This is a genomic window from Mesorhizobium sp. B264B1B, assembly GCF_020165765.1.
Taxonomy (GTDB): Bacteria; Pseudomonadota; Alphaproteobacteria; order Rhizobiales; family Rhizobiaceae; genus Mesorhizobium.
The window spans coordinates 115,927-139,692 of the sequence record NZ_JAIUIS010000005.1; the positions used below are offsets into that span (position 1 = coordinate 115,927).

Annotated in this window: 26 protein-coding genes; 16 read left to right on the forward strand and 10 right to left on the reverse strand. The window is 63.9% G+C overall.

Annotated features, from left to right (window positions below; all coding sequences use genetic code 11):
• Positions 1–47 precede the first annotated feature (47 nt).
• Positions 48–983 carry a substrate-binding domain-containing protein gene (locus LB547_RS12075; RefSeq protein WP_140497931.1) on the reverse strand — a complete coding sequence of 312 codons (936 nt, stop codon included), beginning with the start codon at positions 981–983 and terminating at the stop codon, positions 48–50.
• Between the two features lie 272 nt (positions 984–1,255).
• Positions 1,256–2,413 carry a fumarylacetoacetate hydrolase family protein gene (locus tag LB547_RS12080; RefSeq protein WP_140762465.1) on the reverse strand — a complete coding sequence of 386 codons (1,158 nt, stop codon included), beginning with the start codon at positions 2,411–2,413 and terminating at the stop codon, positions 1,256–1,258.
• A 127-nt stretch (positions 2,414–2,540) separates the two neighbouring features.
• On the opposite strand from LB547_RS12080, the gene LB547_RS12085 reads away from it, so the two are divergent.
• The 3 genes from LB547_RS12085 to LB547_RS12095 all read left to right on the forward strand — a co-directional run bounded on the left by LB547_RS12085 (position 2,541) and on the right by LB547_RS12095 (position 4,376).
• Positions 2,541–3,320, forward strand: a complete 780-nt coding sequence (locus tag LB547_RS12085) for a 2'-5' RNA ligase family protein (protein WP_224655981.1) — start codon at positions 2,541–2,543, stop codon at positions 3,318–3,320.
• Between the two features lie 131 nt (positions 3,321–3,451).
• A complete protein-coding gene (locus LB547_RS12090; protein ID WP_140497937.1) occupies positions 3,452–3,805 on the forward strand; it encodes a nuclear transport factor 2 family protein in 354 nt (117 codons plus the stop codon).
• A 217-nt stretch (positions 3,806–4,022) separates the two neighbouring features.
• Positions 4,023–4,376, forward strand: a complete 354-nt coding sequence (locus LB547_RS12095; RefSeq protein ID WP_140629186.1) for an ArsC family reductase — start codon at positions 4,023–4,025, stop codon at positions 4,374–4,376.
• 186 nt (positions 4,377–4,562) lie between these two features.
• On the opposite strand, the gene LB547_RS12100 is transcribed toward LB547_RS12095, so the two are convergent.
• From LB547_RS12100 to LB547_RS12110, 3 genes are read right to left on the reverse strand one after another with little or no spacing between them, the layout of a single operon-like run.
• Positions 4,563–4,916 (reverse strand): DUF488 domain-containing protein, encoded by a 354-nt coding sequence (locus tag LB547_RS12100; RefSeq protein ID WP_140564289.1) that lies wholly within the window; start codon positions 4,914–4,916, stop codon positions 4,563–4,565.
• A gap of 23 nt (positions 4,917–4,939) precedes the next feature.
• Positions 4,940–6,196, reverse strand: a complete 1,257-nt coding sequence (locus LB547_RS12105) for an aminopeptidase (protein WP_140564288.1) — start codon at positions 6,194–6,196, stop codon at positions 4,940–4,942.
• Complete coding sequence (locus LB547_RS12110; RefSeq protein WP_140762462.1) at positions 6,193–7,185, reverse strand: LysR substrate-binding domain-containing protein; 993 nt, start codon at positions 7,183–7,185, stop codon at positions 6,193–6,195. Before LB547_RS12110 ends, LB547_RS12105 begins: the two co-directional genes overlap by 4 nt.
• A gap of 93 nt (positions 7,186–7,278) precedes the next feature.
• Here LB547_RS12110 and LB547_RS12115 point away from each other — a divergent pair, with 93 nt between their 5' ends.
• The 3 genes from LB547_RS12115 to sbmA all read left to right on the forward strand — a co-directional run bounded on the left by LB547_RS12115 (position 7,279) and on the right by sbmA (position 10,091).
• Complete coding sequence (locus tag LB547_RS12115; RefSeq protein WP_140497946.1) at positions 7,279–7,479, forward strand: hypothetical protein; 201 nt, start codon at positions 7,279–7,281, stop codon at positions 7,477–7,479.
• A gap of 76 nt (positions 7,480–7,555) precedes the next feature.
• Positions 7,556–8,716 (forward strand): YbfB/YjiJ family MFS transporter, encoded by a 1,161-nt coding sequence (locus tag LB547_RS12120; RefSeq protein WP_140514745.1) that lies wholly within the window; start codon positions 7,556–7,558, stop codon positions 8,714–8,716.
• 115 nt (positions 8,717–8,831) lie between these two features.
• Entirely contained in the window at positions 8,832–10,091 is a 1,260-nt protein-coding gene (gene sbmA, locus LB547_RS12125; protein ID WP_140497950.1) for a peptide antibiotic transporter SbmA, read from the forward strand.
• A 36-nt stretch (positions 10,092–10,127) separates the two neighbouring features.
• On the opposite strand, the gene LB547_RS12130 is transcribed toward sbmA, so the two are convergent.
• Positions 10,128–11,141: a polysaccharide deacetylase family protein gene (locus tag LB547_RS12130; RefSeq protein ID WP_140514949.1), complete on the reverse strand. Its 1,014-nt coding sequence runs from the start codon at positions 11,139–11,141 to the stop codon at positions 10,128–10,130.
• Positions 11,142–11,332: 191 nt separating this feature from the next.
• Here LB547_RS12130 and LB547_RS12135 point away from each other — a divergent pair, with 191 nt between their 5' ends.
• Both LB547_RS12135 and der read left to right on the forward strand, forming a co-directional pair.
• Positions 11,333–11,998, forward strand: coding sequence for a tetratricopeptide repeat protein (locus LB547_RS12135; protein ID WP_140514747.1), 666 nt, complete (start codon positions 11,333–11,335; stop codon positions 11,996–11,998).
• 3 nt (positions 11,999–12,001) lie between these two features.
• Entirely contained in the window at positions 12,002–13,435 is a 1,434-nt protein-coding gene (gene der, locus LB547_RS12140; protein WP_140520834.1) for a ribosome biogenesis GTPase Der, read from the forward strand.
• Between the two features lie 74 nt (positions 13,436–13,509).
• On the opposite strand, the gene LB547_RS12145 is transcribed toward der, so the two are convergent.
• Positions 13,510–14,430 (reverse strand): LysR substrate-binding domain-containing protein, encoded by a 921-nt coding sequence (locus LB547_RS12145; protein ID WP_140520833.1) that lies wholly within the window; start codon positions 14,428–14,430, stop codon positions 13,510–13,512.
• Between the two features lie 116 nt (positions 14,431–14,546).
• On the opposite strand from LB547_RS12145, the gene LB547_RS12150 reads away from it, so the two are divergent.
• The 7 genes from LB547_RS12150 (at position 14,547) to LB547_RS12180 (ending at position 20,163) form a co-directional block, all read left to right on the forward strand.
• Positions 14,547–15,875 (forward strand): MFS transporter, encoded by a 1,329-nt coding sequence (locus LB547_RS12150; RefSeq protein WP_140762460.1) that lies wholly within the window; start codon positions 14,547–14,549, stop codon positions 15,873–15,875.
• A gap of 100 nt (positions 15,876–15,975) precedes the next feature.
• Positions 15,976–17,157 (forward strand): cell wall hydrolase, encoded by a 1,182-nt coding sequence (locus LB547_RS12155; RefSeq protein WP_140514754.1) that lies wholly within the window; start codon positions 15,976–15,978, stop codon positions 17,155–17,157.
• Positions 17,158–17,413: 256 nt separating this feature from the next.
• Positions 17,414–17,812, forward strand: a complete 399-nt coding sequence (locus LB547_RS12160; protein WP_140498124.1) for an AtpZ/AtpI family protein — start codon at positions 17,414–17,416, stop codon at positions 17,810–17,812.
• Between the two features lie 87 nt (positions 17,813–17,899).
• A complete protein-coding gene (locus LB547_RS12165; RefSeq protein ID WP_140497962.1) occupies positions 17,900–18,658 on the forward strand; it encodes a F0F1 ATP synthase subunit A in 759 nt (252 codons plus the stop codon).
• Between the two features lie 84 nt (positions 18,659–18,742).
• Positions 18,743–18,967, forward strand: coding sequence for a F0F1 ATP synthase subunit C (locus tag LB547_RS12170; RefSeq protein WP_140497964.1), 225 nt, complete (start codon positions 18,743–18,745; stop codon positions 18,965–18,967).
• 94 nt (positions 18,968–19,061) lie between these two features.
• Positions 19,062–19,661 carry a F0F1 ATP synthase subunit B gene (locus LB547_RS12175; RefSeq protein ID WP_140497966.1) on the forward strand — a complete coding sequence of 200 codons (600 nt, stop codon included), beginning with the start codon at positions 19,062–19,064 and terminating at the stop codon, positions 19,659–19,661.
• A gap of 10 nt (positions 19,662–19,671) precedes the next feature.
• Positions 19,672–20,163, forward strand: a complete 492-nt coding sequence (locus LB547_RS12180) for a F0F1 ATP synthase subunit B (RefSeq protein ID WP_140497968.1) — start codon at positions 19,672–19,674, stop codon at positions 20,161–20,163.
• 291 nt (positions 20,164–20,454) lie between these two features.
• Here LB547_RS12180 and LB547_RS12185 read toward each other — a convergent pair whose 3' ends face one another.
• Both LB547_RS12185 and LB547_RS12190 read right to left on the reverse strand, forming a co-directional pair.
• Positions 20,455–21,150: a ribonuclease HII gene (locus tag LB547_RS12185; protein ID WP_140497970.1), complete on the reverse strand. Its 696-nt coding sequence runs from the start codon at positions 21,148–21,150 to the stop codon at positions 20,455–20,457.
• Between the two features lie 142 nt (positions 21,151–21,292).
• Positions 21,293–22,447: a PA0069 family radical SAM protein gene (locus tag LB547_RS12190; RefSeq protein ID WP_140559479.1), complete on the reverse strand. Its 1,155-nt coding sequence runs from the start codon at positions 22,445–22,447 to the stop codon at positions 21,293–21,295.
• A 150-nt stretch (positions 22,448–22,597) separates the two neighbouring features.
• On the opposite strand from LB547_RS12190, the gene LB547_RS12195 reads away from it, so the two are divergent.
• Positions 22,598–23,122 (forward strand): glycosyltransferase, encoded by a 525-nt coding sequence (locus LB547_RS12195; RefSeq protein ID WP_140514953.1) that lies wholly within the window; start codon positions 22,598–22,600, stop codon positions 23,120–23,122.
• Between the two features lie 148 nt (positions 23,123–23,270).
• Here LB547_RS12195 and LB547_RS12200 read toward each other — a convergent pair whose 3' ends face one another.
• Positions 23,271–23,696, reverse strand: coding sequence for a GFA family protein (locus LB547_RS12200; protein WP_140629197.1), 426 nt, complete (start codon positions 23,694–23,696; stop codon positions 23,271–23,273).
• Positions 23,697–23,766 lie beyond the last annotated feature (70 nt).

The window sequence follows — 23,766 nt, forward strand, 5'->3', positions numbered from 1 at the left end:
GCGGGACGCCGCACGCCCGGTGGACGCGCGGCGCTGGAGATCAGGGGCTATTTGCCGGACAGGATTTTGTCGTAGATCTCGGCGGTATCTTTCTCATAGAGCGCGCCGGTGATGACGTTGAAGCCCGGGGGAATGCCGCTGGCGGCCATGTTGGCGAGCGACAGCGCGACATAACTGGTCGCCTGCGGATCCTGCCACTGGCCGGCATTGACGTAGCCGTTCAGCACTTCCTGGGTGGTGTCGAGCGAGTTGCCCCAGCCGACGACGGGGATTTCGCCGGGCTTGACGCCGACCTGGTCGAACACGCGTTTGATCGAGCCGGTGACGAGGTCGCCAAGGCCGATGATCGCCTTCACCTTGGCCTTGTTAGCGGTGAGATAGTCGACCATGCGGTTGATCACCTCGGCCTGGTCGAGCGTCGCCTCGGTCACCTCATAGGTGATGCCGAGCGGCTCGAACACGCTCTTGATGCCTTCCTCTTCCTGCACGCCATAGGTGGCGCCGGGAATCTCGACAGGCATCCAGACGAAGTCGCCCTTCTTCACCAGGCCCTTGTCGACCAGATACTGCGCCCAGTGCTTGCCGAAGGTGACATTGTCGCCGCCGACATAGGCGTTGAAATTGGCCTTGGGATCGGGCGTGTTGAAATTGATGATCGGAATGTTGGCCGCGCGGGCTTCCTTGACGATCTCGACAAGGCTGCCCGGATCGGGGCTGGTGGTGGTGATGCCGTCGGCCTTGGCCGAGATCGCGGCCCGCACCGCCTCCTGCTGCGAGGCGACGTCGCCATTGTGGAACGAGGTGTTGACGGTATTGCCGGTGTCCTTGGCCCATTGCTTGGCGCCGGCAAGGAAGTATGTCCAGACCGGATCGGCCGGGCCGCCATGTGAAATCCAGTAGAACGTCTTGGCCTGCGCCGCCGCCGGAATGACCGTCAGCGCGACCAGCAGGCCGTATAGAACCACTCTTAGCCGTGTCAGCATTTGATTTCCTCCCGTTTGAAACTGATCAGTTCGAAACCGCCCTCTTGATCGGGCAAGACCGCGTCCTCCCCGCCAACGTCGTGTTGGATGATCAGAGCATCCTCTTTTTCGACAAATGGCAAGCCTCCGCCTGTCAGTCGTAGTCGGCGCCTGACGGGGCGCCATCAGCGGTCCCATCAGATTGCATCAGTTCGGATGATTTTTCGCGGCAGGTGATACCGGCCTCGAGGGTCGCCGGAGCGATGATTGACCGCCCTCGGGTGAACCCAGAGCTAGAGGAGGCCGGCCCTGGCAAGATCGCGCATCAGATGGCTGGCGCCGTAGGTCCAGTGCGGGCAGTCCGGCGACAGTCGCACCCGGTTGACCAGCGCGCCGAATTTCTCCGACGAGATGGTGACGATGTCGCCGACCTTATGGGTAAACCCCTTGCCCTTCTCGCCGCGGTCCTTCGAAGGCACGAACATGGTGCCGAGATAGAGCGCCAGGCCGTCCGGGTACTGGTGATGCGCGCCCATGGCAGCCGCTACGAGCTCTTCGGGAGAGCGGCTGATCTCGGCCATCGAGCTCGCGCCCTCCAGCGAGAACCCGTCCTCACCTTCCACTTTCAGCCGGACCACGGCCCGCTTTACGTCGTCGATGGAGAACGTGCCGTCGAACAGGCGGATGAAGGGGCCGAGCGAGGCGGAGGCGTTGTTGTCCTTGGCCTTGCCGAGCAGCAGCGCGGAGCGCCCTTCGACATCGCGCAGATTTACGTCGTTGCCGATGGTGGCGCCGACGATCCTGCCGCTTGAGGCGGCGATCACGGCGATCTCCGGCTCCGGATTGTTCCAGGTCGAGACGGGATGCAGGCCGACATCGGCGCCGAAACCGACCGAGGCCATCGGCTGGCATTTGGTGAAGATCTCGGCATCGGGGCCGATGCCCACTTCCAGATATTGCGACCAGGCGCCGCGCGCGATGAGCTTGGCCTTGATCTCCATCGCTTCCGGCGAACCGGGCTTGAGCTTGGACAGATCGTGGCCGATCAGCCCGGCAATGTCGGCGCGGATGGCGTCGGCCTTTTCCGCCGAACCGCGCGCCTGTTCCTCGATGACACGTTCCAGCAGGCTGACGACGAAGGTGACGCCCGAGGCCTTGATCGCCTGCAGGTCGACGGGGGAGATGAGATAGGGCCTTGCCGGATCACGCGCGGCCTCGAAACTGTTGGCCGCGATGTCATCGAGCGAGCCGATCGGCTTGCCCTTGGCCGAGCGCACGTATCCTGCCGGATCGGCCATCTCGCAGATACCGCGCACGGTCGGCGCCGTGCTCGACGTGATGTCGAAGACGGTGCCATCACGCACCGTGACCACCAGGGGATGCGAGGCGTCGCTGCTTCTGGCGCGCCCGACAAAAAGGCCTTCGGCGGGCAGATGCATCGGGTTTGTCATGCGTGCGGTCCTCTGATCATCAAAAATGCGGCTTGCTGGTTCGGCGCGGCACTTTCACCGGATTCCTGTCAAAGGTCTATCCCGTTTGTGGTGAGCCAGGCGCCATGTCTGCCGGCGTCGTCGGTGATTGGCGTACCGCAAGGAAGCACTCCTTCAGGGGTTGGATGCATGCGGCGGTGCGGGAGCCCCAACGCCTGCATCATTTTTCGGCTTGCGCTTGTTCTCGTTTTGTTCTAATATGCTCGCCCTGAGTCAATTGGCGGACGAGATCAGTATGAGTGGGCAACCCGCATTCGGAACCGCGAAGAACGGCCAGGCCTTTTTCCGATGGGAACAGGCCGGGAAGCATTTCCACCGGCTGTTCTTTGCCATCCTCGTCGGCAGCGCGATTGCTGGTCGTCTCGCGCGAAAGGCCATTGCCTTGAACCGTGAGTTCGGATTGCAAGGCTGGCTGGTTCCGGAAAATCACATCCACATCTCGCTTGTCGGCCTCGGCGACCATGAGGAGTATCCGCAAGAGTTGGCAGAGGCCGCCTGTCATATCGGATCGATGATCGTTGCAAAGCCCTTCGAGGTCTCGTTCGATCGCCTGTCGGCTTTTGGCGGTGGTGCACTGGTCCTGCGCGGCAGCGATGGCAATCCGCCGCTGCAGAAGTTCTGGCGTGACCTGACGGCGGTGATCTCGGACAGCCCGCTAAAACCCTTTCTCACCAGGTCCATCGAACCGCATGTTACATTGCTTCGTGATGAAGTGGGCGTTCCCAGCATTCGCGAGCGGTCGATCGATCCGATCGGCTGGACTGTCCGGGATTTTGTGCTGATCCACAGTCTCATTGGGAAGGGCGCCTACAAGCAGCCCGGACGTTGGCGGCTGACCGGCCAGGACGATGCACTGCCCGCCATGTGAGAGCCTGGAATCGTCCTCGCATAGTCCGCGCGGTCCATCATCCTGACATGGCATGTCAGCTACCAGACGGCACGACGATGGCAGGCCGCCAACCTTTCCCTATTTGCAATGCGTCTGAACAGGAGGAACACATGACCAACACGGAAATTGCCAAGGATTTCACGGAGCTTCTCAAGCGCGGTGACTACGAAAGTGCTGCCGAGAAATACAATGCCGACGACATCGTCAGCTATGAGGCCATGGAGGGGCCGATGGCCGTCTGCCGCGGCAAGGACGCCGTCAAGCAGAAAGGCCAGTGGTGGCAGGAAAACAACGAAGTCCATGGCGGCTCGGTCGAGGGCCCTTATGTCAACGGCGACCAGTTCGCCGTACGCTTTACATTTGACATAACGCCCAAGGCCACGGGCCAGCGTGTCACCATGGATGAGGTTGGCCTGTACACGGTCAAGAACGGCAAGATTGCCGAAGAGCGCTTCTATTATTGAGGCGGGTTTCCCGGCTGGCGGCACATTTCGCCGCATCCTAGCGGCCAGGATCATGTCCTGGCCGCTATCCGACTCTATGGACGTCGTCGTCACGGATCGGCGACCGCGCGCCCGCTAGTGAAGAAACTTGCTCCTCGATGGTTCTGCCGGGCCGCTGGCAAAGCGCGCGGGGGCTGCTTAATCTGCGGCCAGATTCGAAGTCCGAAAGGCACCTGTTTTGACGATCACCATGTACGGCATCACCACCTGCGACACGATCAGGAAGGCCCGCGTCTGGCTGGAGGGCCATACAGTGGCTTATCGGTTCCACGACTATCGGGCGGAAGGCATCGAGGCGGGCAGGCTGGATGGCTGGGTCCGCAAGGTCGGCTGGGAAAAGCTGCTCAATAAGGGCAGCACGACGTTCCGCGAGTTGCCGGACAAGGATAAGCAGAGCCTGGATGAAAAGAAGGCCAAGGCACTGATGCTGGCCAAGCCGACGATGATCAAACGGCCTGTGCTCGAGGTTGGCGACCGCATCCTGGTCGGGTTCAAGCCGGATGTTTATGAGGCGGCGGTGGTCGGGAAGTAGGGCGCGGTACACTCTCAGTTCGTCATCCTAGGGCGGAGCAAGGAGCGAAGCGACGCGGCGCAGACCCTAGGATCCATGCCGTGACTTTTGGGCGTCGCAGCCGTGCAGATTCTGCTCCGTTGCATTTCCGGACGGACGTCACGGCATGGATCCTCGGGTCAAGCCCGAGGATGACGAAGGGACAGGTCACTGTCCTCTCAGATACCCCGCCAGTGCCACGGCATTGTTGTGCGCCGCGTCATGGGCGCCGTAGAGCAGCGTCACCTTGCCGTCGCGGAGCAGGGCGCGCAGTTGCGCCACGGCCTCGCCATTGCCTTCCAGTTCGGCACGATAGCGCTTCTGGAACTCGGCCCATCGTTCGGGCTCGTGCCCGAACCACTTGCGCAAGTCGGTGCTCGGCGCGATGTCCTTGAGCCATAGCGCCAGCGCGGCATGCTCCTTGCTGACGCCACGTGGCCAGACACGATCGACCAGGACCCGCTGCCCGTCATCGGGCGAGGGTGGTTCGTACACCCGCTTGACCGCGATCTCGAAGGCCATCAGCTCTCCTTCGTGCGCTCCCGTCAGGCCCACTCGCCCTTGCGCATGACCGGCACGCGGCTGCCATCCTTGCCGACGCCGTCTATATCGATCTTGTCCGAGCCGATCATCCAGTCGATGTGGATGAAGCTCTTGTTGCCGCCGCGCTCCGCGATCTCGGCCTGGCTGAGCGAGGCGCCGTCGACGAAGCACTTCGAATAGCACTGGCCGAGCGCGATGTGGCAGGCGGCGTTTTCGTCGAACAGCGTGTTGAAGAACAACAGGCCGCTCGCCGAGATCGGCGAGGAATGCGGCACCAGCGCCACTTCGCCAAGCCGGCGTGCGCCCTCGTCGGTGTCCAGCACTTTCTTCAGCACGTCCTCGCCCTTCGAAGCCTTCGCCTCGACGATCCTGCCGCCCTCGAAACGCACCGAGATCTCGTCGATCAGCGTGCCCTGGTAGGAGAGCGGCTTGGTCGATGAAACATGGCCTTCCACCCGCCGTGCATGCGGCGTGGTGAAGACCTCCTCGGTCGGGATGTTGGGATTGCAGGTGACGCCGTTCTTGGCGGTGGAGGCGCCGCCCATCCATTCATGGCCGTCGGCCAGCCCGACCGTCAGGTCGGTGCCCGGCCCGGTGAAATGAAGCGCATGGAAAGCATGGCCGTTGAGCCATTCGGTGCGGCTGCGAAGGGCGGCATTGTGCGCCTTCCAGTTGCCGATCGGATCTTCCACGTCCACCCGCGAGGCGGCAAAGATGGCGTCGGCGAGCTTGGCCACCGCAACGTCGTCGGCATCATCGGGGAAGACCTGCTTGGCCCAGGCGAGATCGGGATAGGCGACGATGTTCCAGTTGATGTCGAAGCCGGTGATCTTTTCCAGCGCCGGCTGGTAGGCCATCGAATTGGCCTTGTTGGCGCGCGCCACGTTCGCCGGGTCCTGCGCCGACAGGAGCGAGGGATCTTCGCCGCGCACGGCAAGTCGCGCCGCATTGTTGGAGAAGGCTTTGGCCATGCCTTCATAGAGCCAGCCGGCGGCGCGGTCGAAGCCGGCGTCGGCGCCATAGCGAAAGCGCGCCAGCGTGATCTCGTCATCGTTGAAGATCGGCGTCACCAGCCCCGCGCCGGCCTTGTAGGCATGCTCGACGATGCGCCGGGTCAGCGGCAGCGCGGCGATGGAGGAGGTCAGCACCAGGTCCTGCCCGGGCTGCAATTGCAGCCCCACCTTGATGGCGACTTCCGCCAGCCTGTCGAGCTTCACCGGGTCGATCGTTGCGGAAACGCCGCGCGAATGTGTGGTCATGATCCTGCCTGCCGTAGTTTGATGTCGGACTCTACATAGACCGGCGCCACGGTGCTTTCCACCGTGATCGCATCGGTCGTGCCCGTCTTCGCGGAGCCGAACCGCGCCATCGTCGCCTCGATCTCTTCCCTGATCCAGAGCTTGAAATCCCGGACCTTGCGGCTTTCGGCCTTGGCGGCGGAGGTCACCAGCCAATAGCCAAGCCCGCTCTGGGCGCGGATCCCGAACGGCGCGACGAGCCGCCCGTCGGCCAGCGCGTCGGCGGCGAGCAACTGCCAGCCCAGCATCACGCCATGGCCGGCAATCGCCGATTCCAGGCAAAGCATCGGATCGGTGAAGCGCGCGCCCTTCAGGAAGGTGACGGGTTCGACACCGGCAGCGTCGAACCAGCTTTCCCAGTTGATCATCGCCCGTTCGTCGGTGATCGCGCAGGTCTGGGCAAGGTCTTCGATCGATTTCAGTTTCTTCGCTATCGAGGGCGCGCAGACCGGGAACACCTCTTGTGCCAAAAGCAACTCCGCCTTGCCGCCCGGCCATGTGCCGTCGCCAAGCCGGATGGCGATATCGATATCGGAATGGTCGAGGTCGGCCAGCCGCACCGAGGCGTCGATGCGCAACAGCACGTTGGGATGCCGGGTGAAGTGATGCGACAGCCGCGGCAGCAGCCATTTCGAGGCGAATGCCGGCGCCACGGAAACCACCAGCGTGCATTGTCGCGCCTCGTCGGCCAGCGCCACGGCCTGGGTGAGCTCGCGGAAACCCGCGCCGAGGCGCATCGCGAACATGGCGCCGAATTCGGTCAGGACCAGCCCCTTGGTCGTTCGCTCGAACACGGCCTGGCCGAGCTGCTGCTCCACGCGCTTTATCTGCTGGCTAACGGCGCTGGCCGAAACGTTGAGTTCGCCGGCGGCCGCGGCGAGCGAGCCGAGACGGGCGACGGTCTCCACGGCGCGAAGGCCGTTGAGGTGGACGCGGTTGAGCATGGCCATTGAGTTTTTCTAAACCAGCGGGGCTGAAATCTCAATTGAAAGTGATGCCGAAAACGCAGACTTTATTCACGGGACAGGCCTGCGGAGGCTGACATGTTGAGGCTGTTATCGTCGCTCAAGATAGTATTCCCTGTGCACGAGCCGCCATACGGTGGCGAAGCGGTCGCCTGGCTGGCCGATCCGCTTGCGCATCCCGTGCTCGACGCCATGTCGGAGCGTGAGCTCGGCGACATACCGTTCCGGCTGACGGCGCGACGCACCGCCCACGAGACGGCGCAAGCGGGCTGCCGCTGATTGGTGCTGACGGTCCGGCGCCTGGCCCAACGCAAGCACGTTGTGTCGCCGGTCTTCGCACTTATTGTGCACCGCGATGACATCCGCCACCTCAACAGCGCTGCGGTTCGCTTTCGCCGGCATGATCGCCATGGCTGTCGCCATGGGCATTGGTCGTTTCGTCTATACGCCGATCCTGCCCGGCATGATGGAAGAACTCCATCTGTCGGCGGCCGATGCGGGCTGGATCGCGTCGGCCAATTATCTCGGCTACCTCGCCGGCGCCTTTGCCGCGGCGGGCGGCTGGGCGCATGGGCGCGAGCGCCTGCTGATGCTGGCCGGCCTCGGCGCCAGCGCCTTGCTTGCCGCGCTGATGGGGCTGTCGGATACGATCGCCGCGTTTCTCGTCATCCGCTTTCTTGCAGGCCTGGCCAGCGCCTTTGTCATGGTGTTCCTGGCCAGCATTGTTTTCAGCCATCTTGCCGCGGCCGGCCGCAGCGATCTGCAGGCGTGGCATTTCGGCGGCGTCGGCCTCGGCATCGCCCTGTCCTCGGTGCTGATGGCGGCCCTGGTCAGCGAACATGCCGGCTGGGCGGCGGGCTGGCTGTGGTCGGCGGCGATCTCGGCTTGTGGCTTCGTCGTCGTGGCGCTGTTGGTGGACAGCGGTCCGCTGGCCAGCGGCGATACCGGCCGCGAGCCGGCGCTGCCAAAAGACCGCTCGCTGACCAAGGTGATCGTCGCTTACGGCTTGTTCGGCTTCGGCTACGTGGTAACGGCTACCTTCCTTGTCGCCATTGTCCGGCAAGGCGGCGGCGGACGCGTGTTCGAGGCGGTGGTCTGGATGGTCACCGGTCTTGCCGGCTTTCCCTCGGTCTGGCTCTGGCAGAAGATATCGGCGCGGATCGGCCTATACGCGACCTATGCGCTGGGATGTTTCGTCGAGGTCGTCGGCATTGTCGCAAGCGTCGCGGTGGGCGGGCGCACCGGGCCGCTGCTCGGCGGCCTGCTCGTTGGCGGCACGTTCATCGCCATCACCGCGCTTGGCCTGCAGACCGCGCGGCAACTGGCGCCACAGGCCCCCCGGCGGACCTTCGCCTTGATGACGGCTTCGTTCGGTCTTGGCCAGATCATCGGCCCGATTGCCGCCGGGCTCCTGGCGCAGGCGTCGGGCGATTTCTTCCTTGCCTCGATCGCCGCCGCGGCCGTTCTGGTCGCCTCCGGCGTCATCATATGGTCGGCCGCGCCAAAATCGCCATGATTGTGGGTTTGCTCGGTGCCGGGCATCGGGCATGGGCATTTTCTTTCCCCCTAATGTGTGACTTTATGCCTGCTGAACCCAGCTGATTTGCGCAAAAATCGAGGAATTCGCCACAGTGTTCGTATCCTTCTTCCCGCAGCCGAAGCTGTTTTTCTCTTCGGCCGCCGTCTGGAGCCTTGCGGCGATCCTGTTCTGGTTTTTCGGGGGTGAGCAACTGGGCGCCGTCTTCGGCCTGCCGCCGGCAGCAGCCGGTGCACCGCCCATTATCGGCATCGCCGTCCTCGTCTCGAAGCCGTTTCTCTGGTTCTACATCTACTTCGCGTTCTGCGTGGTCGCTTTCTATGCGTTCTGGAGCTGGTATTCGCCGCATCCGTGGCAACGCTGGTCGATCCTGATGACGGCGGTCATCCTGTTCTTCATCTATTTCAATGTGCAGGTCAGCGTCGCCGTCAACGCCTGGTACGGGCCCTTCTTCGACTATGTGCAGGGGCTGATGTCGGGCACCGGAAAATCGACCAACGCCGAATTCTACATTGGGCTGGCCGATTTCTCGTGGCTTGCGCTGGTCGGCATGAACGTGCAGGTGGTCAACGCCTTCATCGTCAGCCATTGGATCTTCCGCTGGCGCACGGCGATGAACAACTATTTCGTCGAGAACTGGGGCAGGCTGCGCCACATCGAGGGCGCCTCGCAACGTATCCAGGAGGACACGATGCGGTTTTCCCAGATCATGGAAGATCTGGGTTCCAGCTTCGTCCAGTCGATCATGACGCTGATCGCCTTCCTGCCGGTCATGATCCAGTTGCAGGCCCATATAACCGAGTTGCCGATCATCGGCGCGATCCCCCAGCCATTGGTGGTCGCGGCACTGGCCTGGTGTCTGTTCGGAACGATTTCGGTCATGATTGCCGGCATGAAGCTTCCAGGGCTGCAGTTCCGCAACCAGCGCGTGGAGGCGGCCTACCGCAAGGAGCTCGTTTACGGCGAGGATCATGCCGACCGGGCCCAGCCCGCCACCACCGCCGCGCTGTTCGCCAATGTTCGCCACAATTATTTCCGGCTGTATTTCCACTACATCTATTTCAATGTCGTCCGGTACACCTACCTGCAGGCCGACAATATTTTCTCGCTGCTGATCCTCGGGCCGTCGCTGGTCGCCCACAAGATAACGTTCGGCGCGCTGAACCAGATTTCGAATGCATTCGGCAAGGTGACAGGTTCCTTGCAGTTCCTGCTCACCTCCTGGTCGACCATCGTCGAACTGCAATCGGTGCATAAGCGCCTGCGCGCCTTCGAGGCGACGCTGCAGGGCGAGCCGCTGCCGGAAATCGACCAGCGCTATCTGGCGCGGCAAGGCGCCGAGGATCCCGCTTAAGTCAGGAAAGACCTGGGTGCGAAACGGGTCGGCGGCTCAGCCGCCCACGGAAGCCTGCTTCTGGCCAGAACCCTGCCGCGAGATGTAATCGCGAAAACTGATGCATTCGACGTCTGATTTGACGCAGACCTCGCCGGCAAAACGCTCCAGCGCGTTCCAGTAGGCGCCGTCATTCATCAGCGCGAAATGGAAGCCGAGTTGCAGCGGAACGCGCTTGCCCCGGTATTGATCCTCGAAGGCGGCGCGGAAAGCCTGGTAGGTGCGGTCCGCGAACTCGCCTGCCTTGCTCGGCCGCTCGAAGCCGCCGGAATGCCTGACATAGAGATTGTAGTCCATGGCGATCACCGGCCGCGATTTCGGTCCTTCCGGGATCTGCGGCAGTGAAAAGCGCGCGAGGCCGGCGGTGGTCGGCGGCTGGACCGGGCCGCGCGAGACGCCGCTGGCGTCGAACCGGTAACCGGCGGCGGGCAGCGCCTCGTAGAGCGCCTTGCTCGTCGACAGATAGGGCGCGCGGAAGCCAACCACCGCATGCCGCGCGAAATCGCGCCAGCCGGTCGGCTCGGGCTCGATGCCGTTGATCGCATAGGCGTTTTCGAGGATGTGCTCGAACGAGGCGAACTCCTTCAGCCAGTCGGCCTTGCTCCAGTCCTTGCCGTCGAAATGGCCGCAGCCATGACTGGCGATGTCATGGCCTTCCGATGCCGCAAGCCCGATCTGCTCCAGCCGCTGGCTCACTTCCTGCGTCGAGGCGGCGAAGCCGATGTTGGATTTGCCCGATGTCTTGCCCGGCGCGGTGTATTGGCTGCGCGTTTCGGGTGACAGCAGGAAGACACAGGAGAGGAAATAGGTGAAATGCGCTCCGGTGCGCTTCGCCAGCGCCCGGCTGCGCTTCCATTGCGAGATGTCGCGGGCGCTGTCGAAGGAGATGATGACGACCTGCTTCGGCCTTGCCGGCAAAGGCGCCCGCGAGCCGGGTGGATCGGCGAAAGCCGCACCGGCCGTGGCAAGCGAAGCGAGACAGAACGCGGCAACGCGAGACGAAAAGGATATTGGCAACAGCTACTGACCCCGGGGCGGTTTTGGCCCCGCTATAGCGCAAATGTGGCGTGGGTGCGGTGGCCTTTTCGTCCGTTTGCCCCGCGAATAGGTGATTTTCCGGTCGAACCCCTTCCATGCCGACAAAATTTCGCTAAAACGCGGGCTCGCGAACGCTCCGGCCCGGGGCAGGAATGGTTTTATTGATGTCCGACGACAGTTTTATCCGTGAAGTCAACGACGAGATCCGTCGCGAACAGGCGCAGAAGCTGTGGGACCGTTTCGGCCCGGCCCTGCTTGTGGTCGCGGTGCTGGTCGTGCTCGGCACCGCCGCCTTCGTCGGCTACCGCTACTGGGACGAGACCCGCGCCAACCGTTCGGGCGATGCCTTCTCGCAAGCGTTGAAGCTGGCCAATGACGGCAAGAACGACGAGGCGCTGGCCGCGCTCGATCAATTGGAGAAGGATGGCTACGGCGCCTATCCGCTGCTCGCCCGCATGCGCGCTGCCACCGTCAAGGCCGACAAGGGCGACGTCGATGCCGCCGTCAAGGATTTCGACGAGGTGGCGGCCGACGCCGCCATTCCCCAGGGCATTCGCGACATGGCGCGGTTGAGGGCGGCGCTGCTGCTGGTCGATCACGGCTCCTTCGCCGATGTGTCGAGCCGCGTCGAGGCCCTGACCTCGGACACCAACACGCTGCGCCACACCGCGCGCGAGGCGCTCGGGCTGGCCGCCTGGAAGGAAGGCAAGACCCAGGATGCGCTGAAGCTGTTCGACCAGATCGCCGCCGATGACGGTGCCCCGCGCAACACCCGTGAACGGGCGACCCTGATGTCCGAGCTGATCCGCGGCTCGGGCAGCGCGTCGTGACATATGAGCTTCAAAGTCGCCATCATTGGCCGGCCTAACGTCGGCAAATCGACTCTTTTCAATCGGCTGGTGGGAAGGAAGCTGGCGCTTGTCGATGACACGCCGGGCGTCACCCGCGACCGCCGCGTCCATGCGGCAAAGCTTTACGACCTGCATTTCGACGTCATCGACACTGCGGGTTTCGAGGACGCCGCCGCCTCGACGCTGCCCGGCCGCATGCGTGCGCAGACCGAGATCGCTATCCGTGAGGCCGACCTGATCTTCTTCACCGTCGACGCCAAATCCGGCCTGTTGCCGGACGACCGGACCTTTGCCGAGATCGTGCGCAAATCCGGCAAGCCGGTCGTGCTGGTCGCCAACAAGGCCGAGGCGAAGGGCGCGCAGGGCGGCATGCTGGAGGCCTGGGAGCTCGGGCTTGGCGAGCCGGTTCCGGTCTCGGCCGAACACGGCCAAGGCATGCCCGACCTGCGCGACGCGGTGATCGCCGCACTTGGCGAGGCGAGAGCCTTTGGCCAAGATGAGGACGACGACGAGGAGATCGCCTCCAGCGAGGTGCTGATCGGCGAGGATATCGCCGATCCCGACGCCGACGAGGTGCCGGCCTATGACGACACCAAGCCGATGCGCATTGCCGTCGTCGGCCGCCCCAATGCCGGCAAGTCGACGCTGATCAACGCACTGATCGGCGAGGAGCGGCTTTTGACCGGACCGGAAGCCGGCATCACCCGCGATTCCATCTCGGTCGATTGGGACTGGCGCGGCCGCCGCATAAAATTGTTCGACACCGCCGGCATGCGCCGCAAGGCCAGGATCCATGAAAAGCTCGAGGTCATGTCGGTGCAGGATGGCCTGCGCGCCATCCGCTTCGCCGAGATCGTCATCATCGTGCTCGACGCCACCATCCCTTTCGAGAAGCAGGATCTCCAGATTGCCGACCTGATCATCCGCGAGGGCCGCGCGCCGGTGATCGCCTTCAACAAATGGGACCTGATCGACAATCCGCAGGAACTGTTGGCAGAACTGCGCGAGAAAACCGAACGGCTTTTGCCGCAGGCGCGCGGCATGCAGGCGGTGACGGTTTCGGCCGAGACCGGACGGGGCCTCGACAAGCTCATGGAAGCCGTCATCCGCACGCACAAGGTCTGGAACAGCCGCGTCTCGACCGGCAGGCTCAATCGCTGGCTGGAAGGCATTCTTGCGCATCATCCGCCGCCCGCGGTTGCCGGTCGCCGGCTGAAGGTCAAATATGTCACGCAGGCCAAGACGCGCCCGCCGGGCTTCGTCGTCTCGTGCTCGCGCCCGGATGCGATGCCGCAATCCTATGTCCGCTATCTCACCAACAGCCTGCGCGAAGCCTTCGACATGCCGGGCGTACCGATCCGCATGGCGTTGAGGACTTCGGACAATCCCTTTGCCGGCAGGGCCAAGAAGCGCTGACGTCCGGGGGAAGGGTGCCAACCCTTCGACGCGGTGTAGACCCCAGAATGACGAAGAGGGGTTGCGACCAGGGCCTAGGCGACCTTCAGCAGGTTCTCATCCGTCCGCGCGCCCTCCGGTAGCGCCTGCCGCGCCGCTTCCAGCAGGATATCGGCGAGGCGGGCGGCCACCGGTTCGGGTTCGGCATCCCTGCGGTGCAGGAACAGCGCCATCCTGGGCAGCGCCGGCAGACCGGCAATCTCCGGCGTCATCGCGCTGACGCTGGCCGGCAGGCCGATGTCGGTGCGGATCGTCAGCCCGAGCCCGGCTGCAACAGCCGCCCAGATGCCACCAAGGCTCGGGCTGGAGAAGGCCATGCGCCAGGGCAGGCCGGCGCGGTCGAGCGTTTCGGTTGCGACCGTGCGCAACAGGCAAGGTGCTTCCAGCGCCACCAGCGGCAGCGGCTCGCCATGGCGCAGGCTGGTCTCGATGCGCTTTGCCGGGCCGATCCAGCGCATCCGCACGTCGGCGACATGCTGGCTGTATGGCAGCGTCGCGCCGCTGTGCCAGGCAAGTGCGATGTCCAGGCTGCCCGAGATGATCCGCTCCGCGAGCTCATGGCTGCGCGCGATGCGGGCCTCGATCTTGACTTTGGGATGGGCACGGGCGAAGCGGCCGAGCACGTCAGGTAGCACCGCCTCGCCAAAATCCTCCTGCAGGCCGAGCCGCACCCAGCCTTCCAGCTCGACATCATGGATGGCGGCGGCCGCCTCGTCATTGAGCTCGACCAGCCGCCGCGCATAGCCGAGCATGGTCTCGCCGGCTTCCGTCAGTGCCAGCCCGCGTCCCGACTTGCGGAAGATAGGCGTCGCCGCCTGCTCCTCCAGTTTCTTCAACTGCGCGCTGACCGCCGAGGTCGAGCGGCCAAGCCGGTCGGCCGCCTTGGCGAAGCTGCCAAGCTCCATTCCGGTGACGAAGCTTCTGAGGACGTCGAGGTCGAATGTCACGCGTCGCATGATAATCCCGTTTTTTAGGATTGTGCGTCAAAAACTTCCTGATTTTATGGACAAAGCTATGGCGATAGACATGCGCCGTCAAGGCCGGTCACCGGGCCGCAAACGGGAATGAAACCATGTCCGCCATCGTCACCCGCACCGATTGTCAGTCGACGCCACGGGCCGAAGGCTCCGGCTCCAGAACCTTCGCGCCCAACCACCGCTGGAAGGTGCTGGGCATCGGCGTCGCCGCCAATGCCGGTTTTTCCGCTACTTTCTCCGGCATACCGGCAACCGCGGTGCTGATGCGGCAGGGCTATCATCTCGGCAATGCTCAGCTCGGCCTGGCGCTTGGCCTTCTCGGCCTGGGCGTTGCGCTCAGCGAACTGCCCTGGGGCCTGCTCACCGATCGCTGGGGCGACCGCCGTGTGCTTTTGACCGGGCTCGGCGCCACGGCGGCGTGGCTGTTCCTGATGGCGTTGCTCATCGTTCCATCCTCGTCCGGCGTGCCGGGCGTGCACGTCCTGGCGGCCGCCTTGCTCGTCACCGGCCTGCTCGGCGGCAGCGTCAACGGTTCGAGCGGCCGCGCCATCATGGGCTGGTTCCGCGAAGGCGAGCGCGGCTTCGCCATGAGCATCCGGCAGACGGCGGTGCCGCTTGGCGGCGGGCTGGGCGCTCTTGTCCTGCCCTCGCTCGCCGCCACGCATGGCTTCGCGGCGGTCTATGGCCTGCTCGCCGTCTTCTCCGTCATCTCCGCCTTCTTCGCCTGGTGCTGGCTGCATGAACCGCCGACGCAGGGTTCGGCCGCGCCGGCCGTTCTGGCCGGGCCGCCGCCGCTGCGCAATGTCGAGGTCTGGCGCATCGCAGCAGCCATCGGCCTGCTGTGTTTTCCGCAAGTGGCCGTACTCACCTTCGCTTCCGTCTTCCTGCACGACTTCGCCGGCATGGGGACCCTGGCCACCAGCGCAAGTCTCGCCGCCGTCCAGACCGGCGCCATGGTGATGCGCGTCTGGAGCGGGCGCTTCACCGACCGCCACGGCAACCGCAGGCCGTTCCTGCGCCTGTGCAGTGCGCTCAGCGCGCTTGCCTTCACGCTGCTCTGGCTGCTGGTCCTGGCCGGCCCGACCATATCGGGCGGCCAACCCGTCCTGATGGCCACGCTTCCCGTGATGCTGATTGTCGCAGGCATCCTGGTCTCCGCCTGGCATGGCGTCGCCTACACCGAGCTTGCCACGCTTGCCGGCGCTGGCCATGTCGGCACCGCGCTCAGCCTGGCCAACAGCTTCGTTTTCATAGGTTTCTTCCTGGTTCCGGTGGCCATTCCGGGGCTCTTGCATCTCTGGTCCTGGCCCGGCGTTTGGTTGTCGGCGGCGGCGTGCGCGTTGATCGCGTGGCCCATCTTCCTGCGGCCGGCCTCCATGTCCGTCCCGCCGCAAAACCGCCCCACTTCGCAACCACGAGCCTGAGCCGACCGGGAAAACCCGATCGAAGCTGTTAACGTCCCATCAAGGTTAATGCATCATTTTGCTCTCCAGTGGGGTCAGTAGCGTTCCTGGAGAGAGTTCCGTGCATCGACGTGTCTTGACGCGCCTTGTTGCCGTCGCCGGTGAGAAGAAACGCAGCCTCGTGGCACCTTTCATCGTCGGCCTCGGCATCTGGATCGGATTTCCGACGGTTTCCGCCTACCAGGATATGACGAGCCTCGTTTCCGGCCTCGAGGCGCCGACCCGCTGGAATTCCTATGTCGAGAAATCCGTCGCCGGATCGGTCCATGCCGCCGAGATGCCGTTTGTCGACGACGCTGTGACGGGTTCGCTCTCCGGATCGGGGGTGCGCCTGCCCGGCGTCGGCGCCGTCTCCTTTCGCGGCAAGGGCGGCAAGGTCAGCACTACGCCCGATGAGGACCGCATCGTGCGCGCCGACAAGAAGGGCCGCATCGTCCAGATCTCTCCCGTCGCCCCGCCGAAGAACTTCAACGCCGGCTCGATCTTCGAGCGCACCTCATCCCTGCTGCGGCCCAGCATGGACAGCGGCCTGAAGATGGCTTTCGCCAAACCCCAGATCAAAGGCAAGGAAATCCAGATCGCCGCGGCATTCCACGCGCGTGAGGACAAGAAGCCGGATCCCGGCGTGTCGCCCATGCTTGCCGCCCTGGTCAACAACGATCATCCGGATGTGCTGGCGACGGCCTATGCGCAGGCCGCGCCCGATTATGCCAAGGCGTCGCCCTTCGAGGCCCTGCTCCAGGACGAGGAGCCCAACAACGGCCGTTTCATCCCGCCGATGGCCAAGGGCGACCATTCGTGGATCCAGAATCCACTTCCGGCGAGCGTCTTCTCCAAGCCCGAGCAGAAATGCCTGGCCAACGGCATCTATTTCGAGGCGCGGGGCGAATCCGTGCGCGGCCAGGCCGCCGTCGCCCAGGTCATCCTCAACCGTGTCCGCAATCCGGCCTATCCCAATTCGATCTGCGGCGTCGTCTACCAGAACGACAGCTGGTTCAACCGTTGCCAGTTCTCCTTCGCCTGCGACGGCAGGAAGAAGCGCATCGACAACCCGGTCGCCTACAAGACTGCGCAGGACGTCGGCATGGCGGTGACCGCCGGCAAGGTCTTCATTCCCGAAGTCGGATCGTCGACCCATTACTATGCCAATTACGTCCATCCCAACTGGGCGCGTACGATGCAGAAGATGACCAAGATCGGCCTGCATATCTTCTACCGCACCTATGGCGGCGGCTGGAGCTGAACGCCCGATAGGCGTCCATATTTTTGCGCGGCTGCGCGGTCTCTCGAAGAGCCGTCGCGCGGAGGATTCGCTCAAGGCGTCCGCGCCGCCATGGCGGGCACGATGTCGCACCTCTCTATTATATTGATTTCATTGTATAAAATACATGGTAACGAACTTCCGCCCGTGGCTTGACGGGCGCAAACCCTCTAACTATGTTGCCGGCGACTTTAGAAGCGGACGGACGGTGACGGTCTGCCCGGGCAGGGGGGTTGCGATGGCCGATGAAACTGGGCCAGGCGGAACCGGAGAAACCGGCCGCGGCAAGCAGCACGAAGCCGCCATCCGCGACGACGAACTTGAGCGCCGCCGGCGTGAACTTGAAGCATCGCTTGCGACAAGACGGCCGGACCGGCTCGAGGGGAAAGACGCGAAACCAGTGACCGGGTACGGTCAGGCACTCAAGCTGTCCAGCGAGTTCATCGCCGGGGTGGTGGTCGGTGCCGCCATCGGCTGGATCATCGACCGTCTGGCGGGGACATCGCCATGGGGTCTGATCGTGTTTCTGCTGCTTGGTTTTGGCGCGGGCGTGCTCAATGTCATGCGTTCGGCAGGCGTTGTGGCGGAATTCGGACAGGGCGACAAATCGCGCTCTGGCCGCGACGACAGCAAGTGACCGCTCTTCAGGCGGCATTTGGAAATAGCCGCCTTTCGACGGGCGGCATGGTAACAAGGCCGCATGCGGCACTGACGGGGTTTGAACGTGGCAGCTGACAAGGTCGATCCGATCCACCAGTTCCATATCAACAAGCTGATACCGATCGATATCGGCGGCTACGACTTGTCCTTTACCAATTCGGCGCTGTTCATGGTCGCGACCGTGGTCGTTGCCGCGGCATTCCTGTTTCTGACGACGTCGAGCCGCAGCCTCGTTCCCGGCCGGCTGCAATCGATCTCCGAAATGGCCTATGAATTCGTCGGCAACATGTTGCGCGACGCCGCCGGCACGCAGGGCATGAAGTTCTTTCCCTTCGTGTTTTCCCTGTTCATGTTCGTGCTGGTCGCCAACCTGCTTGGCCTGTTCCCGTATTTCTTCACCGTCACCAGCCACATCATCGTCACCTTCGGCCTCGCCGTCTTGGTTATCGGCACCGTGATTGTCTACGGTTTCGGCAAGCACGGCCTTGGTTTCCTCAAGCTGTTCGTGCCGCAAGGCGTGCCGGTGTTCCTGCTGCCGCTGGTGGTGCTGATCGAAGTGATCTCCTTCGTCTCGCGCCCTGTCAGCCTCTCGGTTCGTCTGTTCGCCAACATGCTCGCCGGGCACATCACGCTGAAGGTCTTCTCCGGCTTCGTGGTCAGCCTCTCGGCGCTGGGCGCGGTCGGCGTCGCTGGATCGGTGCTGCCGCTGGCGATGGCCGTGGCGTTGACCGCGCTCGAACTGCTGGTCGCCTTCCTTCAGGCCTATGTCTTCGCGGTGCTGACCTGCATGTACCTCAACGACGCCCTGCACCCGGGGCACTGATAAAAAATTTCCGGCGCAAGAGTTTTCAACATTGCCGCCGGAATGGAATCGCAACGGAATTTCAGATCCAAAGGAGTTGAACAAATGGACGTAGAAGCAGCAAAGTACATCGGCGCCGGCATCGCTTGCCTCGGCATGGGCGGCGCGGGCATTGGCCTCGGCAACATCTTCGGCAGCTATCTCTCGGGCGCGCTGCGCAACCCGTCGGCCGCCGATGGCCAGTTCGGCCGTCTGATCTTCGGCTTCGCCGTGACCGAAGCTCTGGGCATCTTCTCGCTTCTCATCGCGCTGCTGGCCCTGTTCGGCTGAGCCCCTGTTTGGCTGAGCCGCTATTTGGCTAAGCTATGGGAAGATTGGACAGGCCGGCCGCGAGAGCGGCGGGTCTGATATCAGGGGATAGTCCATGTTCGTGACATCTGCCTTTGCGCAAGAGTCCGCGCCTGCCACCGAGGCTGGCCACGCTGCGACGGAAGGCGACACGCATTCCGGCACCAGCGTGCCTGCCGAGGCTCATGGCATGTTTCCGCCATTCGATCCGGCGACGTTTCCGTCGCAGCTTCTTTGGCTGGCGATCACGTTCGGGCTCTTCTACCTCTTCCTGAAGAGGGTGGTGGTGCCGCGCGTCGGCGGCATCATCGATGTCCGCAACGACCGTATCAGCCAGGATCTCGATCAGGCCGCGAAGTTGAAGGGCGAGGCCGACGCCGCCGTTGCTGCTTACGAGCAGGAGCTGGCGGAAGCCAAGAAAAACGCCAACGCCATCGGCCAGCAGGCCAATGACGCGGCCAAGGCGGAAGCCGAGACCGCGCGCAAGAAGATCGAGGCCGCGCTCGACGAGAAGCTCGGCGAGGCCGAGGCGCGCATTTCTTCCATCAAGGCCAACGCCATGAAGGAAGTCGGCAGCATCGCCGAGGACACTGCCTCGGCGATCGTCGAGGCGCTGGTCGGCGGCAAGGCCAGCAAGGCCGAGATTGCGGCCGCGGTCAAGTCCGTGGCCGGGTGAGGAGCGCATCATGGACGCCACATCTCTTGCAACGCTCTGGGCCACGATCGCCCTGGTCATCTTTTTGGGTATCGCCATCTACATCAAGGTGCCCCGCCTGATCGCCAAGGCGCTCGATGCCCGCGCCGCCAGGATCAGCAGCGAGCTTGACGAGGCGCGCAGGCTGCGCGAGGAGGCCCAGCAGTTGCTTGGCCAATACCAGCGCAAGCGCAAGGAAGCCGAGCAGGAGGCCGCGGACATCGTCGCCGCGGCCAAGCGCGAAGCCGAACTGCTCGCCGCCGAGGCGCACAAGAAGACCGAGGACTACGTCGCGCGGCGCACCGCTCTTGCCGAACAGAAGATCGGCCAGGCCGAGCGCGAGGCGATCGGCGAAGTGCGCGCCAGCGCCGTCGACATCGCCGTCGAAGCCGCTCGCACGCTGCTCGCCGGCAAGATCGACGCCAAGGCCGGCGCGGATTTGTTCAAATCCGCGCTCCAGGATGTGAAGGCGAAGCTGAACTGAGCCTTGACCGACGCAGAACAATCAAAAGCCGCCTGGGCAACCTGGCGGCTTTTTTGTTGGAGCAGTGCGCAGAAGCTGCCAATCTCCCCCCTCGTGGGGGAGATGCCCGGCAGGGCAGAGGGGGGCGCTGTCCCGCCAGCCTGTCAGACAATCCCTCAGACAATCCCTGCGCTGCCTTGCGACTTCTGCGTGAGTAGAAGTAGTTCTGGAAGGTAGCGATCTTTCGCGCCCCCCTCTGTCCTGCCGGACATCTCCCCCACGAGGGGGGAGATCAGCTATATCGCTGCCGGCTCACTCCAGCCCGGCGAAGCTCTCTTCTTCCACCACCTCGGCACCTTCAAGCCTGAATGGCGCGAACGACACGCGGTGCAGCCGCGCCACCGGCCCGTGCGTCTCGATCGCGGTGCGATGGCGGACCGTGGCATAGCCCATATGCACTTCGAAGCCATAGTGCTGGTGATGGCTGCCGCAGCCGCACATCATGCGGTCGCGCATCACCTTGGCGACGATCGAGGCGGCGGCGATGGATTGCGAGCGCTGGTCGCCCTTGATCAGCGCGCGCCCCGTGCAAGGCAGGCCCGGCGGCACGTCGCGCCCATCGGCAAGCGCGAGCTTCGGCTGCACCGGCAGGCCGGCGACCGCACGGCGCATCGCCTCCAGGCTCGCCTTGAGGATGTTACTGCCGTCAATGCCCTCGGCGCTGACCGAGGCCATCGACACGCCGAGCGCGGAGCCGATGATGCGCACGAACAGCGCCTCGCGTTGCAAATGGCTGAGCCGTTTGGAATCGTCGAGGCCGTCGGGGATGTTGGCAGGGTCGAGCACGACCGCAGCCGCCACCACCGGTCCGGCCAGCGGGCCGCGTCCGGCCTCGTCCATCCCCGCGACCGGCCACAGGCCTTCGGCCATCGCCTTCGTCTCGAAGGAGAAATCGGGTTTCTCGACGATTTCGAAGAGAGGCGGAGAATCAGAACGCGCGCGAGCCATGTTGCGGCGAGGTTCGCATCGGCTCTGATTCTCCGCAAGTCCCTCCGGGTCGGGTGGGGCGCCGGACCGGGAGGGCACCGTCTGCAGGCCGGGGCAGGCCGGACGGGATTTTTTCGCCACGGCGGCAAACAGCCGCGGTCGTTCAAAGCAGCATCAACTGCTCCTGGTCCTTGCCGGCGGCGACGAACTGGTCGGTCCGCAGCGTGCGCCGCTCGGCATTGAGACCGAGCCGCTTGGCGGTGATTTCGAAGCGCCGGCCGATCTGCCAGGCGTAAGGACCCGCGCCCTTCATGCGCTTGCCCCATTCCGAATCGTAATCCTTGCCCTCGCGCATCGAGCGGATCAGCGACATCACATGGCGATAGCGGTCGGGATAGTGGCGCAGCAGCCAGTCCTTGAAGATCGGGCTGACCTCGAGCGGCAGGCGCAGCACGACATAGCCCGCCTCGCGTGCGCCGGCATGGTGCGCCGAATCGAGGATGCGTTCCATCTCCTGATCGGTCAGCCCGGGGATGATCGGCGCGACCATGACCGAAGCAGGGATGCCGGCATCCGCAAGCTGCCTGATCGCCTCCAGCCGCTTGGCCGGCGTCGAGGCCCGTGGCTCCATGGTGCGCGCCAGCATGCGGTCGAGCGTGGTCACCGACAACGCCACCTTGGCGAGGCCCCGTTCAGCCATGCGTGACAAGATGTCGATATCGCGCGTCACCAGGGCGGATTTGGTGACGATGCCGACCGGGTGGCCGCGCGCCTCCAGCACTTCGAGGATCTCGCGCATGATCCGGTACTGCTTCTCGATCGGCTGGTAGGGATCGGTATTGGTGCCGATGGCGATGGTTCGCGGCTGGTAACCGTCCTTCGACAGTTCCTTGTCGAGCAGGCGCGCCGCGTCGGGCTTGGCGAACAGTTTGGATTCGAAATCCAGCCCCGGCGACAGGCCCATGAAACTGTGCGTCGGCCGCGCAAAGCAATAGACGCAGCCATGCTCGCAGCCGCGATAGGGATTGATCGAGCGGTCGAAGGAGATGTCGGGCGATTCATTGCGGGTGATTATGGTACGCGGCTTCTCGACCTGCACCTCGGTCTTGAAGGGAGGCAGTTCCTCCAGCGAGTTCCAGCCATCGTCGAAGACATGCCGGCTGACCGGCTCGAACCGGCCGGACGGGTTGATGCCTGCCGACCGGCCGCGGTTGCGGTCCGGACGCACGCGCATGCCGCTCTGCTCGATCATAGCATTGGCTATTTCGGCTCGTCCTGCTCCGAAGGCGGCAATGTCGGCGCGCATGATCGGTTCCATCTTCGCCCGCTCCCAGGGACTGTCCATGTTGTTTCGAATCGCTCTGCTCATGAATTTAATCCTATTTGCCGAACGAGAACAAAGCAAGAACTTTCTATGGTGCGCCGCAAAAACTGGCGCTGCGTTCCGCTTTCCGCTATTCGGCAAATGATGCTCACCGTTCTCATAGAGACCCACAATGACGAGGAGGGCCTCGCTCGCACCCTGGCGACGCTGATCGGCGGCGCGGTCGAGGGCGTGGTGCGCGAGGTCATCGTTTGCGACACCGGTTCCACCGACCAGACCCATCGCGTCGCCGAGCATGCCGGGTGCCAGTATGCGACCGACGGCGTCGCGGCGGCCATCCGGCACGCGAAAGGCGATTGGCTGTTGCTGCTGGAACCGGGCGCGCGGCTGGTCGACGGATGGATCGACGAGGTCGTTGCGCATACAGCGAGGCAAACCATGGCGGCGCGGTTTTCACGCACACGCGCCGGCCGCGCGCCATTCCTGGCCCGTATCTTCTCGGGAAACCGTGCCTTGGCCGACGGGCTGCTGATCAGCAAGCGCCAGGCCACATCCTTGTCGAAAAGAGCCGGCAGCGCCGAGGCTCTCGCTCGCGGCCTGGCGACCAAGCGGCTGGATGCCGAAATCTGGGCCGCTCCGGCAAAACAAGAGCACCGCCCGTCCAAATGATTTTGCAGCTGCTCTGTCTACGTGCGTTGCACATGTGACGCGCAGCCAGTTTCCGATCACGCGGGTGCCGGCGCGCAGGCCGCGGCTGATGATGGAAGTGGTTTCGGTGTCTCGCGGTCCTCGCGCCGGTGCTTCCACGGCGAGCCGGTCATTCGCTAAAACGCATCTCGACAGGCATCCAGCGAAGACGACGTCTGGCTTGACGCTCTGCCTTGCTTTCCGCGTCGTAGTCGACCGGGATCGGTTCCTGACTGAACGACCTTTGATCGTCCAGGGCGTTGATGATGACGATTGCCCTGGCATCGTCCTCTCCGGCGATTGCGGCGGTATAGACACCGCATTCACCGCAGATCAGGTAGTCGGCCGTCCCCAATCCAAAACGGTATTTCTTCAATCGCTGGATGTCCTTGACTGAGATGATCAGCCTGCCGTCCGGATCGGCGACGGCGCGCGAGCCATGCTTGGTACAGAACGAGCACTGGCAGGCGCGAACCTCGATTGTCGATGGATCGAGCTCGGTTGAAAATCGAAGGTGTATGTTGCCGCAATGGCACCCGCCATTATGCACTGTCATCGCGTCCGCCCGTCTTCAACGGCGATGGCCGCCGCCGCGAGACGATACGTTCTGCCGCATCCGGTTTGGA

What these genes read in the sequence shown, in the direction of transcription:
- LB547_RS12110 (WP_140762462.1), bottom strand. Translation starts at nt 7,185, where the DNA reads ATGGCCATGCTCAACCGCGTCCACCTCAACGGCCTTCGCGCCGTGGAG.
- LB547_RS12185 (WP_140497970.1), bottom strand. Translation starts at nt 21,150, where the DNA reads ATGGCTCGCGCGCGTTCTGATTCTCCGCCTCTCTTCGAAATCGTCGAG.
- LB547_RS12115 (WP_140497946.1), top strand. Translation starts at nt 7,279, where the DNA reads ATGTTGAGGCTGTTATCGTCGCTCAAGATAGTATTCCCTGTGCACGAG.
- LB547_RS12105 (WP_140564288.1), bottom strand. Translation starts at nt 6,196, where the DNA reads ATGACCACACATTCGCGCGGCGTTTCCGCAACGATCGACCCGGTGAAG.
- LB547_RS12120 (WP_140514745.1), top strand. Translation starts at nt 7,556, where the DNA reads ATGACATCCGCCACCTCAACAGCGCTGCGGTTCGCTTTCGCCGGCATG.
- LB547_RS12180 (WP_140497968.1), top strand. Translation starts at nt 19,672, where the DNA reads ATGGACGCCACATCTCTTGCAACGCTCTGGGCCACGATCGCCCTGGTC.
- LB547_RS12190 (WP_140559479.1), bottom strand. Translation starts at nt 22,447, where the DNA reads ATGGAACCGATCATGCGCGCCGACATTGCCGCCTTCGGAGCAGGACGA.
- LB547_RS12160 (WP_140498124.1), top strand. Translation starts at nt 17,414, where the DNA reads ATGGCCGATGAAACTGGGCCAGGCGGAACCGGAGAAACCGGCCGCGGC.
- LB547_RS12100 (WP_140564289.1), bottom strand. Translation starts at nt 4,916, where the DNA reads ATGGCCTTCGAGATCGCGGTCAAGCGGGTGTACGAACCACCCTCGCCC.
- LB547_RS12175 (WP_140497966.1), top strand. Translation starts at nt 19,062, where the DNA reads ATGTTCGTGACATCTGCCTTTGCGCAAGAGTCCGCGCCTGCCACCGAG.
- LB547_RS12090 (WP_140497937.1), top strand. Translation starts at nt 3,452, where the DNA reads ATGACCAACACGGAAATTGCCAAGGATTTCACGGAGCTTCTCAAGCGC.
- LB547_RS12150 (WP_140762460.1), top strand. Translation starts at nt 14,547, where the DNA reads ATGTCCGCCATCGTCACCCGCACCGATTGTCAGTCGACGCCACGGGCC.
- LB547_RS12080 (WP_140762465.1), bottom strand. Translation starts at nt 2,413, where the DNA reads ATGACAAACCCGATGCATCTGCCCGCCGAAGGCCTTTTTGTCGGGCGC.
- LB547_RS12195 (WP_140514953.1), top strand. Translation starts at nt 22,598, where the DNA reads ATGCTCACCGTTCTCATAGAGACCCACAATGACGAGGAGGGCCTCGCT.
- LB547_RS12075 (WP_140497931.1), bottom strand. Translation starts at nt 983, where the DNA reads ATGCTGACACGGCTAAGAGTGGTTCTATACGGCCTGCTGGTCGCGCTG.
- LB547_RS12145 (WP_140520833.1), bottom strand. Translation starts at nt 14,430, where the DNA reads ATGCGACGCGTGACATTCGACCTCGACGTCCTCAGAAGCTTCGTCACC.
- LB547_RS12135 (WP_140514747.1), top strand. Translation starts at nt 11,333, where the DNA reads ATGTCCGACGACAGTTTTATCCGTGAAGTCAACGACGAGATCCGTCGC.
- LB547_RS12200 (WP_140629197.1), bottom strand. Translation starts at nt 23,696, where the DNA reads ATGACAGTGCATAATGGCGGGTGCCATTGCGGCAACATACACCTTCGA.
- der (WP_140520834.1), top strand. Translation starts at nt 12,002, where the DNA reads ATGAGCTTCAAAGTCGCCATCATTGGCCGGCCTAACGTCGGCAAATCG.
- LB547_RS12170 (WP_140497964.1), top strand. Translation starts at nt 18,743, where the DNA reads ATGGACGTAGAAGCAGCAAAGTACATCGGCGCCGGCATCGCTTGCCTC.